At 64.9% G+C, this 13,015-nt stretch carries 12 protein-coding genes; 10 read left to right on the forward strand and 2 right to left on the reverse strand.

The genetic code is table 11. The annotated features are described in order from the left end of the window. From AC0L2B_RS29620 to AC0L2B_RS29635, 4 genes are read left to right on the forward strand one after another with little or no spacing between them, the layout of a single operon-like run. Nucleotides 1-882 (forward strand): branched-chain amino acid ABC transporter permease, encoded by an 882-nt coding sequence (locus AC0L2B_RS29620; RefSeq protein WP_473607951.1) that lies wholly within the window; start codon nt 1-3, stop codon nt 880-882. Beyond that, the gene (locus AC0L2B_RS29625) at nt 879-1,841 is read left to right on the forward strand and encodes a branched-chain amino acid ABC transporter permease (RefSeq protein WP_473747908.1); all 963 of its coding nucleotides are present in this window, start codon (nt 879-881) and stop codon (nt 1,839-1,841) included. Before AC0L2B_RS29620 ends, AC0L2B_RS29625 begins: the two co-directional genes overlap by 4 nt. Next, nucleotides 1,838-2,563 (forward strand): ABC transporter ATP-binding protein, encoded by a 726-nt coding sequence (locus AC0L2B_RS29630; protein ID WP_473748258.1) that lies wholly within the window; start codon nt 1,838-1,840, stop codon nt 2,561-2,563. Before AC0L2B_RS29625 ends, AC0L2B_RS29630 begins: the two co-directional genes overlap by 4 nt. Beyond that, entirely contained in the window at nt 2,560-3,279 is a 720-nt protein-coding gene (locus tag AC0L2B_RS29635) for an ABC transporter ATP-binding protein (protein WP_473747909.1), read from the forward strand. Before AC0L2B_RS29630 ends, AC0L2B_RS29635 begins: the two co-directional genes overlap by 4 nt. On the opposite strand, the gene AC0L2B_RS29640 is transcribed toward AC0L2B_RS29635, so the two are convergent. Beyond that, the gene (locus tag AC0L2B_RS29640) at nt 3,280-4,710 is read right to left on the reverse strand and encodes a sodium:proton antiporter (RefSeq protein WP_473747910.1); all 1,431 of its coding nucleotides are present in this window, start codon (nt 4,708-4,710) and stop codon (nt 3,280-3,282) included. It abuts the gene before it with no gap. 41 nt (nt 4,711-4,751) lie between these two features. Then, on the reverse strand, nt 4,752-5,351 hold the full coding sequence (gene pncA / locus AC0L2B_RS29645) for a bifunctional nicotinamidase/pyrazinamidase (RefSeq protein WP_473747911.1): 600 nt from the start codon (nt 5,349-5,351) through the stop codon (nt 4,752-4,754). 299 nt (nt 5,352-5,650) lie between these two features. On the opposite strand from pncA, the gene AC0L2B_RS29650 reads away from it, so the two are divergent. From AC0L2B_RS29650 to AC0L2B_RS29675, 6 genes are read left to right on the forward strand one after another with little or no spacing between them, the layout of a single operon-like run. Continuing rightward, entirely contained in the window at nt 5,651-6,514 is an 864-nt protein-coding gene (locus tag AC0L2B_RS29650) for an FAD binding domain-containing protein (protein WP_473747912.1), read from the forward strand. A 38-nt stretch (nt 6,515-6,552) separates the two neighbouring features. Further along, nucleotides 6,553-9,432 (forward strand): molybdopterin-dependent oxidoreductase, encoded by a 2,880-nt coding sequence (locus AC0L2B_RS29655; RefSeq protein WP_473747914.1) that lies wholly within the window; start codon nt 6,553-6,555, stop codon nt 9,430-9,432. Next, the gene (locus AC0L2B_RS29660) at nt 9,429-10,970 is read left to right on the forward strand and encodes a 6-hydroxynicotinate reductase (protein ID WP_473747915.1); all 1,542 of its coding nucleotides are present in this window, start codon (nt 9,429-9,431) and stop codon (nt 10,968-10,970) included. Before AC0L2B_RS29655 ends, AC0L2B_RS29660 begins: the two co-directional genes overlap by 4 nt. A gap of 2 nt (nt 10,971-10,972) precedes the next feature. Beyond that, nucleotides 10,973-11,854 carry a UPF0280 family protein gene (locus AC0L2B_RS29665; RefSeq protein ID WP_473747917.1) on the forward strand — a complete coding sequence of 294 codons (882 nt, stop codon included), beginning with the start codon at nt 10,973-10,975 and terminating at the stop codon, nt 11,852-11,854. Continuing rightward, a complete protein-coding gene (locus AC0L2B_RS29670; RefSeq protein WP_473747919.1) occupies nt 11,847-12,431 on the forward strand; it encodes an amino acid synthesis family protein in 585 nt (194 codons plus the stop codon). The genes AC0L2B_RS29665 and AC0L2B_RS29670 overlap by 8 nt, the downstream gene beginning before the upstream one ends. After that, the gene (locus AC0L2B_RS29675) at nt 12,428-12,889 is read left to right on the forward strand and encodes a MarR family winged helix-turn-helix transcriptional regulator (RefSeq protein ID WP_473748259.1); all 462 of its coding nucleotides are present in this window, start codon (nt 12,428-12,430) and stop codon (nt 12,887-12,889) included. Before AC0L2B_RS29670 ends, AC0L2B_RS29675 begins: the two co-directional genes overlap by 4 nt. Nucleotides 12,890-13,015 lie beyond the last annotated feature (126 nt).

A 13,015-nucleotide genomic window follows, 5' to 3' on the forward strand; every position in this document is an offset into this window, starting at 1 on the left:
ATGCACTTCGGACCTCATCTTCTTCTCGCCGCCCTCGAAGGCCTCGTCACCTCCGCCGTGCTGGCGCTGACGGCGCTTGGCCTGTCGCTGGTGTTCGGCGTCATGCGCGTCGTCAATGTCGCCCATGGCGAGTTCTTCATGCTCGGCGCGGTGCTTGCCTGGGCGATCTCCACGGCGATATCAGGCCATCCGGCGCTCGGCTTCCTCGCAGCCCTGGTGCTGGCGCCGCTGATCGTCGGCCTGATCGCGCTGGTCTCCGAACGGCTGGTGCTGCGCCGGCTGAATTACAATCCGGAAGCCACCATCGTCGCCACCATCGGCATGCTCTACATCATCCAGCAACTGGCGCTGACCTTTTATGGTCCGGAGGCACGGCCAGTGGAGCCGCCCTTCAGCTACCGCATCCTTTTGCCGTGGTTCGGCTACTCCGGCTACAAGCTGTCGATCATCGCCGCATCCGCGCTTCTGCTGGTGGCGACCTGGTTCGTGCTGACGCGTACGAGAATCGGCCTCGTCATGCGCGCCACGCAATATGACAGCGAAACGGCGCAGGCCTTTGGCATTCCGGTCGACCGCGTCTATGCCGGCGTCTTCGCGCTCGGCGCCATGCTGGCGGCGGTGGCCGCGGTGCTGATCGTGCCGATCAGCCAGGCGCATTACCTGATGGGACAGGACCCGCTGCTGCTGTCCTTCATCGTCGTCATCATCGGCGGCCTCGGCTCGCTGCGCGGCACCGTCGTCGCCGCCGTGCTCATCGGCCTGTCGGACGGCATCGTCTCGGTGTTCTTCTCGCCGACGCTGGCCAAGATCATCGCCACGCTGCTGGTGGCCATGGTGCTGGTGTTCCGGCCGCAAGGCCTGTTCGGGACGGCATCGCGATGAAGGAGGCTTCACCGTCAAAGGCCTATGCGTTGCATCTGGGCGTCATCGTCCTGCTGTTCGCCCTAAGCTTCGTCCTGCCGGAATATCACCACGGGCTGCTCGCCCGCATCATGGTGCTGGCGGTTTTCGCCATGGGCTACAACCTGCTGTTCGGCTATGTCGGGTTGCTCAGCCTCGGCCACGCCATGTTCTTTTCGGCTGGGCTCTATGGCGCAGGCCTTGCCGTCATCCACCTCGGCTGGAGTGTGCCGGCCGCGTTCGCCGTCGGCCTTGCCTGCGGCGCGCTTCTCGCGCTGGTGATCGGGCTGCTGGCGCTGCGCACTTCCGGTGTCGCCTTCATGATCGTCACCATGATGTTCGCGCAGGTGTTCTATCTGATAATCCTCTATCTCGCGGCCTGGACCGGCGGCGATCAGGGCCTGGTGGTGCCGCAGTCGGCGCGTGTGCTTGTTTTGGGCGACACCTCGCTCGGCCTCACCAATCCGACCGTGCGCTACATGAGCGCGCTGGTCCTGTTCTCGATCGTGCTGCTGGTGACGCTCGGCATAGTCCGCTCCAGGTATGGCCGTGTGCTGGTCGCCATCCGCGAAAACGAGGAGCGGACCAAAATGCTTGGCTACGACATTTTTTCCAACAAGCTTGCCGCGGTCGTCGTCTCCGGCACCATCTGCGCGGCATCGGGCGCCGCCTACGCGCTGCTGTTCGGTTATGTCGGCTCGACCTTCGCCTCGGTGCAATATTCCATCCTGCCGTTGCTCTGGGTGCTGCTCGGCGGTGCTGCGACCACGCTCGGTCCGCTGATCGGCACTCTGTTCATGTACTATGTCGTCGACGTCACCAGCGGCTACACCTCGGCCTATCTGCTGATCGTCGGCATCGCTCTCATCGCGCTGGTGCTGTTCTTTCCCAGGGGCGTTCTCGGCACCATCCGCCAGCGCTGGCTCGCATGGCTGCCATGATGCCGCTGCTGACGACCAAAGGCCTGTCCCGCAATTTCGGCGGCCTGCGCGCTGTCGATGGTGTCGATTTCGCCCTCATGCCGGGCGAGATCCGCGCCGTCATCGGCCCCAATGGCGCCGGCAAGACCACCTTCGTCAGCCTGATCAGCGGCCGCATCCAGCCGTCATCGGGCATGATCGTCTTCGACGGCGCCGACATTACCAACCTGCCGGCCTACGCCAGGGTCCGCCTTGGCATCGCCTACACCTTCCAGATCACCAGCGTCTTCGCCAACCTCACCGGCTACGACAATGTCGCGCTGCCGGTGCAGCGCACGCTGACCGACGGCCGCTCGAAAGGTGCTGTGCATGCCGGCGTCATGGCGGCGCTGGAGCGCACCGGCCTTGCCGACCGCGCCCATATGCCGGCCGGGCAATTGTCCTATGGCCATCAGCGCCTGCTCGAAGTGGCGATGGGGCTGGCGCTGAAACCGCGCCTGCTGATCCTCGACGAGCCGACGCAGGGGCTGGCCGACAGCGAGATCGACAATTTCATCGGGCTGGTGCGCGAGATCGCCAAAAGCGCCACCGTGCTGCTGATCGAGCACAACATGCCGGTGGTCATGCAGCTTGCCGACCGCATCACCGTCTTCAACGCCGGCAAGATCCTGGCCGAAGGCACGCCCGAGCAGGTCCGCGCCAATACGCAAGTGCAGGACGCCTATTTGGGGACGACCCCATGACGCAACCACGGGCTGAAGCACTGACCATCTCCGGGCTCGACTGCTTATACGGCGAGGTCCAGGTCCTCTACGGCCTCGACCTCGTGCTGAACAAGGGCGAGGTGCTTTGCCTGTTCGGCCGCAACGGCGCCGGCAAGACGACGACGCTGAAGGCGATCATGGGCCTCGTTCCCACACGCGCCGGCTCGATCAGGCTCGACGGCAGGGAATTGACCGGCCTGCCGGCGCATGACGTGCCGAAGGCCGGCGTCGCCTATGTGCCGCAGGGCCGGCGGCTGTTTGCCGAGATGACGGTGGCCGAAAACATCGAGATCGGCCTGATGGCCCGCGGCAAGGGCAAGGCGACGCGCGAAAACGTGCTCGACCTCTTCCCGCTGCTGCGCCAGCGGCTGAGACAACGCTCCGGCACGCTGTCGGGCGGCGAGCAGCAGATGCTGGCCATGGCTCGGGCCCTGTGTCTCGAGCCGCAGGTGCTTCTGCTCGACGAGCCGACCGAAGGGCTGATGCCGTCGATGATCGCAAAAATCCGCGAGACGGTAGCGAAGCTGCGTGTATCAGGCGTCTCGACGATCCTGGTCGAGCAGCGCGTCGATGCTGTGCTGTCCGTCGCCGACCGGGTCTCGTTCATCGAAAACGGCCGCAACCGCGAGACCGTCGATGTCGAGGAACTCCGCGCCGATCCGTCGGCGGTCCGCCGCTATGTCGGCGTCGGCTGATCAGCGAAAGAACAGGAAACCCGCGATCAAAAAAATCGGGATCAGCACCGCGCCCGACCATGCCATGTAGCCGAAGAAGCCCGGCATTTTTACGCCGCGATGCCTGGCAATGGCGTAAACCATGAAATTCGGCGCATTGCCGATATAGGTGTTGGCGCCCATGAACACCGCGCCGGCCGAGATCGCCGCCAGCGTCGAGGCGAAGGTGGTCATCAGATGCTGCGGATCGCCGCCGGCGAGCTCAAAGAACACCAGATAGGTCGGCGCATTGTCGAGGAAGGAAGACAGCGCTCCGGTCATCCAGAAATAGGCCAGGTCGTTGGGCTCGCCCGTTGGCGAACTGACCAGCGAGACCAGCGGCGCCAGCGCGCCGTCGGCACCGACCCTGAGAATGGCGATGACCGGAACGATGCAGATGAAGATGCCGGCGAACAGTTTTGCCACCTCGGATATCGGCTCCCAGTGGAAGTTGTTCGCCCGCCTGTGGCTCTTGCTTGAGACAGCGAGCGAAAGCAAGGCGAGGGCCAGGATGATGGCGTCGCGCACAAGGTTCTGCAATTCAAGGCTCACGCCCTGGACGGAGAACGCCACGCCCGGCTTCCAGGTCGCGGAAAGCAGGATCGCGCCGATCACCCCGGCCAGCAGCGGGAGGTTGGCCAGGCCTCGGATGCGCACCTTGGTGTCCGGTGTCGGATCCTTGATTTTCGGTGCGCCGGCCTCGCGGTGATGCAGGATGATGTCCATGGCCAGGAAGACGGCCAGCACCAGGCCGCCGACGAACAATGTCTCCTGATAGAGATTGACAGCGGTCCAGAAGAAATCGACGCCGCGCAGGAAGCCGACGAACAGCGGCGGATCACCGAGCGGCGTCAGCGAGCCGCCGATGTTGGACACCAGGAAAATGAAGAAGATGACGACATGGGCGTTGAACGGCCGGTTGTCGTTGGCGCGCAGGATCGGCCTGATCAGGATCATCGAGGCGCCGGTCGTGCCGATGACCGAGGCGAGCATCGCCCCGATCAGCAGCAGTCCGGCATTCACCAGCGGCGTGCCGTGGATGTTGCCGGCGACGAGGATGCCGCCCGAAATGGTGAACAGCGCAAACAGAAGAATGATGAACGACATGTATTCGGTGAGCAGCGCATGCAGCACCGCCTCTGCTGCCGAAGCCATGCCGAACGCCAGCGCCAGCGGCACGACCGCAAGCGCCGCCCAGAACAAGGTGATCTTGCCGTAGTGATGCTCCCAGACATGGTGGAAGAGCAACGGCCCGGTGGCGATCGACAGAAGCAGGCCGGCAAAGGGCAGCGCCCACCACAGCGACATTGTTTCGCCCGGCAGTTCGTGGGCCTCGGCTGCAAGCACTGTTCCCGGAAACAGGGTTGCGACTGCCACCACAGCGCCCGCCGTCAAAGCCGCCGCAAACCGCATAATGCCCCCTCTGGAATTGTGTCGAATGCGATTGGTGATGTTCAAGCCAGCGTCACGCCGGCATCGCGCATTCGGTTCAGCATAGTCTCGAGTGAGCCATTGAGATCGATGCCGCGGCAGGCGTCGAGCCGCACTGTCGTCTGAAAGCCGTGCTTGACCGCGTCGAGCGCCGAGAAGGCGACGCAATAATCGGTCGCCAGGCCGACCAGGGTCACAGTGTCGATGCCGCGCTCCTTGAGATAGCCGGCAAGGCCGGTCGGCGTCGCATGGTCGTTCTCGAAGAAAGCCGAATAGCTGTCGATCTCCGGGCGGAAACCCTTGCGGATCACCAGTTCGGCCCTGGTCCAGGCAAGGCCCGAATGGAAATCCGAACCCAGGCTGCCCTGGATGCAGTGGTCGGGCCACAGCGTCTGCGGGCCGTAGGGCATCTCGATCGTTTCGAACGGCTGCTTGCCGGGATGATTGGAGGCAAAACTCGAATGTCCGGCGGGATGCCAGTCCTGCGTCAGCACGACATGTTCGGTCCGCCGGATCAGGTCGTTGACCAGGGGCACGATCTCGTCGCCGCCGGCCACCGCCAGCGCGCCGCCCGGACAGAAATCGTTCTGCAGGTCTATGATGACAAGCGCTTCGTCGGCCATGGAGCCTCCCTCTTGTTTGTCCCGGAGGCATGAAGTCTGCCGAAACGTGGAATCCGGTGTTCGAACCCGCCGAAAATGCCGCTGACGCAACGGATGCAGAAACTTGACCAGATGGCCGGCTGCGTCAACTCCAACGGCATAACAAATGCGTGCCGTCGCGCCGATGCGGATAGCGGCTCGAAACTCTGGCTTTGACAATTCCTGCCGGCTTGATATCATTTGCATACGAATGAATTTGACCGGCCCGAATGCCGGAAGGACTCCCTATTTTTGGGAAGGCCCATTTTGGGAAGGCAAGCGTGATCCGTTACGCGAAACCCACCACCATAGACGAGGCGCTCGCTTTGCTTGGCGAGGCTTCGTGGCGCATCCTTGCCGGCGGCACTGATTTCTATCCGGCACAAGGAGCCAAGCCTTTCCGCGACAATGTCCTCGACATCAACGGCCTGGCGACGCTGCGTGGTATTGCTGAGACCGACAGCCATTGGCGCATCGGCGCGCGCACGACCTGGACCGATCTTGTCCGTCATCCGCTGCCGGCGGCCTTCGACGCGCTGAAGCAGGCGGCGCGGGAAGTCGGCTCCGTCCAGATCCAGAACGTCGCCTCCATCGCCGGCAATCTCTGCAACGCCTCCCCGGCGGCCGACGGCGTGCCGGCGCTGCTCGTCCTCGACGCCGAGGTCGAGTTGCGCGCGGTGGCGATGGTCCGCCATCTGCCGCTGGATAAATTCATCCTGGGGAACCGCCGCACGGAACTGCAGCCGGGCGAAATGGTCACCGCCATCCGCGTGCCGAAAGAAGCGGCCACCGGCACGTCGGTTTTCGAAAAGCTCGGCGCGCGCCGCTATCTCGTCATTTCGATAGCCATGGCGGCGGCTCGCTTGACCATTGAGGATGGCATCGTCGCCAACGCCGCCGTCGCCGTCGGCTCCTGTTCGGCGGTCGCCAGGCGTCTTGCAAGCGTCGAAGCAGCCTTGCGCGGCCTCCCGGTCAACGACGCTCTCGTCGCTGCGATCCAGTCCGCACCGATGGACGAGCTTTCGCCGATCAACGACGTGCGCGGCAGCGCCGAATACCGGCTGGACGCCGCGCGCGAGATCGTCGCCCGCGCCGTTCTCGGTGCCGCGGGTCACGCGTCGGTCGAGAAGGTAGCGGCGGCATGAGCCAAGCTCAACCTGGCATGACCAAAACTCAGCCTGGCATGAGCGGAACTCAGCCTGGCATGGGTATGGAGCGCGCCGACATCGCCTTCGAGGTCAACGGCGCCGCCGTCTCTGTCTGCGTGCCGCCGGTTCGCCGTCTCTCTTCGGTGCTGCGTGACGAATTGCGGCTGACCGGCACCAAGGTCGGCTGCGACGCCGGCGACTGCGGCGCCTGCACGGTGCTTGTCGACGGCGAACCTGTCTGCGCCTGCCTGATGTCTGCGGCTTCTGCCGCTGGCACCGTGGTGACCACGGTCGAGGGTCTCGCCAACGGCAGATTGTCGGCGCTGCAGGCCTCGTTCCTCGACCATGGCGCGGCGCAATGCGGCATCTGCATACCCGGCCTGCTCATCGCGGCGACAGCGCTTCTGGACAACAACCCCAATCCAACCGAGGCCGAAACCCTGGATGCCCTGGGCGGCGTCCTCTGCCGCTGCACCGGCTATCGCAAGATCATAGCTGCGGTGATGGATGCGGGACGGTTCGCGAGCGAATTTTTGACCGACGGCGCTGCCCCTCATCCGCCTGCCGGCACCTTCTCCCCGTATAATGACGGGGAGGAAGGACAAGTTTCTGCGCTGGCGACCCCTTCTCTCGATCTTGACCGCAGAATGCCAATCTCAGGCCACGCCGTCGGCTCCTCTCCAATTCGCCTCGACGGCCTGGCGAAAGTCACCGGCGGGGAAAAATTCGGCGGCGATTCCTTCCCGGCCGATGCGCTGGCGGTGCTGGTGGTTCGCTCGCCGCATCATCACGCCCGCTTCGCCTTCGGCGATCTCGACGCCTGGGTGAAAGTCCATCCCGGCATCGTCGGCGTCTTCACCGCTGCCGACATTCCGGGAAGGAACTGCTTCGGCGTCATTGCACCTTTTGCCGACCAGCCAGCGCTGGCCGAAATTTTTTCGCGCTTTCGCGGCGAGGCGGTGGCGCTGGTTGCCGGCGAGCGCGAGGCCATCCTCGATCTCGACCTTGCGGATTTTCCTGCTCGTTGGACCGAGTTGCCGCATGTCCTGCAGCCAGGCGAGGCGCAAGCCGGCGGTGTGCAGCTAATCCACGAGAACCGGCAGGCAAACCTGCTCACATCGGGCTTTGTCGAGCGTGGTGACCCCGACGCCGCCCTTGCCGGCGCCGCCTTCACTGTTTCCGGCGCCATCGACACGTCCTATGTCGAACACGCCTATATCGAGCCCGAGGCCGGCTATGCCTATATGGACGGCGACACGCTGGTCGTCGTCGCCTGCACGCAGGCGCCCTATATGGACCGCGACGACGTCGCAAAAGTGCTTGGCCTTGCCGTCGACAAGGTGCGGATCGTGCCGACCGCCACCGGCGGCGGCTTCGGCTCCAAGCTTGACGTTTCGTTGCAGCCGCTGATCGGTCTGGTCGCGATGAAAACCGGGCGGCCGGCAGCACTTGCCTATACCCGTCATGAATCGATGATCTCGACCACCAAGCGTCATCCCGCCGAGATGAAGGCGACGATCGGCGCCGATGCCGATGGTCGCGTCACCGGCATGGTCTTCGCAGGCGATTTCAACACCGGCGCCTATGCGAGCTGGGGACCGACCGTCGCCAACCGCGTACCGGTGCATGCCTCCGGTCCCTATGCGACGCCGAATTATCGGGCCGAGGGCCGCGCCATCCATACAAATGGCCCGATCTCCGGCGCCTTCCGCGGTTTCGGCGTGCCGCAGGCGACGATCATGCAGGAGACGCTCTATGACGAGCTTGCCGCAAAGCTTGGGCTGGACCGGCTCGATTTTCGCCTGAAAAACTGCCTTCGTAACGGATCCGAAACGGTCACCGGCCAGAGGCTGGAATCGGGCGTCGGCATGGCCGAGTGCCTCGAAGCACTGCGCCCGCATTGGACGCGTGCGCTTGCCGATGCCGATGCATTCAACTGTGCCAATGACAGCAGGAAACGCGGCGTCGGTGTCGCCTCCTGCTGGTACGGCTGCGGCAACACCTCCCTGCCCAATCCGTCGACCATCAGGGTCGGCATCTCGGCTGAAGGCGATGTCGTCCTGCATCAGGGCGCGGTCGATATCGGGCAAGGTTCGAACACGGTCATTGCGCAGATCTGCGCCGACGCGGTCGGCCTGCCGCTCGAAAAATTCCGCTTGAAAAGCGCCGACACGGCGATCACGCCGGACGCCGGCAAGACGTCCGCCTCGCGTCAGACCTTCGTGACCGGCAAGGCCGCCGAAAAGGCCGGCCGTGCCTTGCGCGAGACGATGCTGCGCTTCGCCAACGTGTCGGAGAGAGCGGCGATCGCTCTCGATGGCGCAAGCCTGGTCATCCGCGAGGGCGAAGCGACACGGCATATCGATTTGTCCACGCTGAAGGCCGATGCCGACGGCTTGGTCTTTCGCGCTGAGGAAAACTATGACCCGCCGACCCTGCCGCTCGACGCTAGGGGCCAGGGCAAGCCTTACGCCGTCTATGGCTACGGCGCGCAGATCGCCGAACTGCAGGTCGACCTCAAGCTCGGCACGGTCAAGCTGATCAAGATCACCGCCGCGCATGATGTCGGCAAGGCGATCAATCCTCTGCTTGCCGAAGGCCAGATCGAAGGCGGCATCGCGCAAGGCATCGGCATGGCGCTGATGGAGGAATACATCCCCGGCCGCACCGAGAATCTGCACGACTACCTGATCCCGACGATCGGCGACGTGCCGCCGATCGAGACCATCCTGATCGAAGTTCCGGATCCGGAAGGACCCTTTGGCGCCAAGGGCCTGGGCGAGCATGTGCTGATCCCGACGGCTCCGGCGATCCTCAATGCCATCCGTCATGCCACCGGTGTGCTGGTCAGCAAAATTCCGGCGACGCCGACCCGTATCCGCGCCGCGATACGCGACAAGGAGGCACGCCGATGAGCGAGCTTGCCGAACGCTTCGAGACGCATGATCCCGGCGAGAAGCAGGTGGCGGAAAAGATCCGCTGCGATGCCTGTCCGGTCATGTGCTACATAGCAGATGGCCGCACCGGCGCCTGTGATCGTTACGGCAATGTCGGCGGCAGGATCGTGCGGATGGATCCTCTGACCATCCTCGACCACGCGACCGAGACCGGCGGCGCTGTCGTGCCGTTTGTCGCCGAGGGCGAAGAATGGGACGGCGAACTGGTCAACACCGGCCGCCGCTTCGTCACCGCGATCGGCGCCGGCACCACCTATCCCGACTACAAGCCGGCGCCTTTCATCGTCAGCCAGGAGGTCGAAGGCGTCGATCTCGTCACCGTCGTCACCGAGGGCATCTTCTCCTACTGCGGCGTCAAGGTGAAGATCGACACCGACCGGCATATCGGCCCCGAAACGGCGACGGTCCGCGCGGCGGGCGAGGCGATCGGCCATGTCACGACAGGCGAATATGGCTCGCAGATGCTGTCGCTGGGCGGCGTGCATCATCTGACCGGCGGATCCAAGGCCGAAGGTCGCGCCACCTGCGATGCGCTGCTCCATCTATGCAACCGCAAGCCGGTCGAACTCACCATCGACGGCGGTGCCACGGTCATCGTCGAAGCCGGCAAGCCGCCGGTCATCGACGGTCAGCTCGAGCAGCGAATGCGGGTCGGCTGCGGCTCGGCCACCATCGGCATGTTCGCCACCCAATGGCGCGGCCTGGTCGACGAGGTGGTGGTGGTCGACGACCACATCACCGGCGTCGTTTCCGAGCATCAGGCAGGCAAGGTGCTCGGCTGGCAGGATACCGGCATAAAAATCATCGGCCGCCGTTCGACGCCGGGACGCTATTTCAAGGTGTCGGAGCCCGGCCTCGGCTGGGGCGGCACCAGCATTTCCGACCCGCTGTCGATCCTTGGTGAGTGGAATGCGAAGAAGGGCGCACATCCCGGCCTGTCGCTGCTGATGGTCTCGACCACCGGCGAGCAGTTCGCGTATTACGAGCTCGACGAGGAATTGAAGCCGGTGCAGAAACCGTTCCCCGAGAGGCTGCAGAAATCCGTCGGCCTGATCGAGGACAATTGCGAGCCGGCGCTGTGCACCGTGCTGTTCGTCGGCGGCGCCGGCGGCTCGCTGCGCGCCGGCGTCACCGAGAACCCGGTCAATCTGACCCGCTCGGTGCAGGGCCTGACGACCTATGTGACGGTCGGCGGCGCGCCGGTCTATGTCTGGCCGGGCGGCGGCATCACGCTGATGGTCGATGTCGCCCGCGTGCCGGAAGGCGCCTTCGGCTATGTGCCGACGCCGGCGCTGGTGGCGCCGATCGAGTTCACCCTGCGCCGCGACGACTATATCAGGCTCGGCGGCTACGAAGCCGAGATCCGCAGCGTTGACGACATTCTCGCCAAAGGCGGCGAGTATCTCAACCCGCGCCGCGGCACGGGCGCGCCGGCCAGCAATCCATGGCCGCCGCTGGCGCAGTTGCGGCGCGCAGCGGCAGACGGGGCAAAGTAGTGATGAACGGCCCGCAGGCGCATTGGCTTGAGGACGGCAGCCGGCTGCATCTCAATCATGGCCCGATCGACCTGATCGTCGAGGCATTTGGCGATGCGGACGAATGCCGCGCCGCCTATGGCCAGGCGGTGGCGCGGTTTCAAACAATCCTGCAGGAGCTCGTCGACGAACTGCCGGAACTGCGCCGGCCGGCGTCGTCGCGGTCCCGTGTTTTCGCTGGCCCGACGGCGCGACGCATGGAAGCGGCGGTTGTTCCGCTGGCGAAACAATTCATCACGCCGATGGCTGCGGTCGCCGGTTCGGTAGCCGACGAAATGCTTGGCGCGCTGCTGGCCGGTCGCCGGCTCGATCGCGCCTATGTCAACAATGGCGGCGACAGCGCGATCCATCTCGGCAATGGCCGGTCCATGACGCTTGCCATTGCCGGGACAGGTCATGGACTGGCAGACCGGATCACGATCCGTGCCGAAGACGGGATCCGCGGCATCGCGACCAGCGGCTGGCGCGGCCGTTCCTTTTCGCTCGGCATCGCCGACGCTGTTACCGTACTGGGGCGGACCGGTGCTGAAGCCGATGCCGCTGCGACCCTGATCGCCAACGCCGTCGACCTGCCCGGCCACCCTGCCATCGAGCGCATGCCGGCGCGCGATCTGGCGCCCGACAGCGACCTTGGCGATCGCCTGGTCACCCAGGGCGTCGGCGCGCTTTCCTCCAGCGAAATCGCCGTCGCGCTGGACCACGGCCTCGCCGTGGCCGAAGATTTTCGGCGACATCGCCTGATTGCCGCTTCAGCCTTGTTCCTTGCCGGTCAGGCACGGATCGCCGGCCCCATGGCGCTCGTTGCGCCCAACGAGAAATCAAGGAAGGAAATTGCCCATGCCTGAGTTTGCGATCCGCAAGATTGCGGTGCTGACCGAGGAGATATTTCATGAGGGCGGGCCGGTGGCGAAGGTGCCGCGCCGCCGCGCCGCCGCCATGGCGGTGGTGAACAACCCATTCGCCGGCCGTTACGTGGAAGACCTGCAGAGCGCCATGGACGATCTGAAGCCGCTCGGGCTGCTGCTCTCGGACAAACTGATCGCCGCATTGGGCGGCGACGTGAAACAGATCGACGGCTACGGCAAGGGCGCCATCGTCGGTATCGCCGGCGAACTGGAGCATGGCGCGCTGTGGCATGTGCCTGGCGGCTATGCCATGCGCGAGCGGCTCGGTGACGCCAAGGCGATCGTGCCGTCGGCAAAGAAGGTCGGCGCCTTCGGCGCGCGGCTCGACGTGCCGCTCGGCCATATCAACGCCGCCTATGTGCGCAGTCATTTCGATGCCATGGAGGTCGGCATCAGCGACGGGCCTCGTCCCGACGAGATCCTGTTCTGCCTCGCCATGACCTGCGGCCCGCGCGTGCACGACCGCATGGGCGGTCTCGCGGCAAAGGACATCAAGGCATGGAACGGACTGCGGTGAGCGCCGAAGACATCAAGCTCAAGCTGGTCGAGGCCGAGGAGCCCGACGAGAACGATTACCGCCTGCAGGAGCAGGTCGGCTTCATCCTGCGCAAGGCGCACCAGCGCCATGTCTCGATCTTCGCCGCGCACATCGCCGACCTGACGCCGCCGCAATTCGCCGCGCTGGCCAAGTTGCACGATGTCGGCGAGACCTCGCAGAACCAGCTTGGCAGCCTGATCGCCATGGACGCGGCGACGGTGAAAGGTGTCATCGACCGGCTCAAGGCGCGCGGCCTGGTCGAGCTTTCCAAGCATGAGGTCGACAAAAGGCGCCTGCTGGTCAATCTGACCGCTGAAGGCCGCAGGGCCGTCGAGCGGCTGATCCCGATCGCCCGCGAGATCACCGAGGAAACGCTGGCGCCGCTTTCGGCCAAGGAGGCCGCCATTTTCATGAGGCTTTTGGCCAAGCTGGCGTGAGCGCGGCCTTGGTCAAAAAGGGTGCCGGCCCTGCGGCAGTCCCCTTCTCCCCGTCACTATACGGGGAGAAGGTGCCGGCGGGCGGATGAGGGGCAGCGCCATGCCGCGTCCCTCAAGCGCCCTCAC

The organism is Mesorhizobium sp. WSM4815 (assembly GCF_055811575.1).

Bases quoted from the DNA above. Each gene is read 5' to 3' on its own strand.
- AC0L2B_RS29625 (WP_473747908.1), top strand. From the start codon at position 879: ATGAAGGAGGCTTCACCGTCAAAGGCCTATGCGTTGCATCTGGGCGTC.
- AC0L2B_RS29670 (WP_473747919.1), top strand. From the start codon at position 11,847: ATGCCTGAGTTTGCGATCCGCAAGATTGCGGTGCTGACCGAGGAGATA.
- pncA (WP_473747911.1), bottom strand. From the start codon at position 5,351: ATGGCCGACGAAGCGCTTGTCATCATAGACCTGCAGAACGATTTCTGT.
- AC0L2B_RS29630 (WP_473748258.1), top strand. From the start codon at position 1,838: ATGATGCCGCTGCTGACGACCAAAGGCCTGTCCCGCAATTTCGGCGGC.
- AC0L2B_RS29635 (WP_473747909.1), top strand. From the start codon at position 2,560: ATGACGCAACCACGGGCTGAAGCACTGACCATCTCCGGGCTCGACTGC.
- AC0L2B_RS29655 (WP_473747914.1), top strand. From the start codon at position 6,553: ATGAGCGGAACTCAGCCTGGCATGGGTATGGAGCGCGCCGACATCGCC.
- AC0L2B_RS29640 (WP_473747910.1), bottom strand. From the start codon at position 4,710: ATGCGGTTTGCGGCGGCTTTGACGGCGGGCGCTGTGGTGGCAGTCGCA.
- AC0L2B_RS29665 (WP_473747917.1), top strand. From the start codon at position 10,973: ATGAACGGCCCGCAGGCGCATTGGCTTGAGGACGGCAGCCGGCTGCAT.
- AC0L2B_RS29660 (WP_473747915.1), top strand. From the start codon at position 9,429: ATGAGCGAGCTTGCCGAACGCTTCGAGACGCATGATCCCGGCGAGAAG.
- AC0L2B_RS29620 (WP_473607951.1), top strand. From the start codon at position 1: ATGCACTTCGGACCTCATCTTCTTCTCGCCGCCCTCGAAGGCCTCGTC.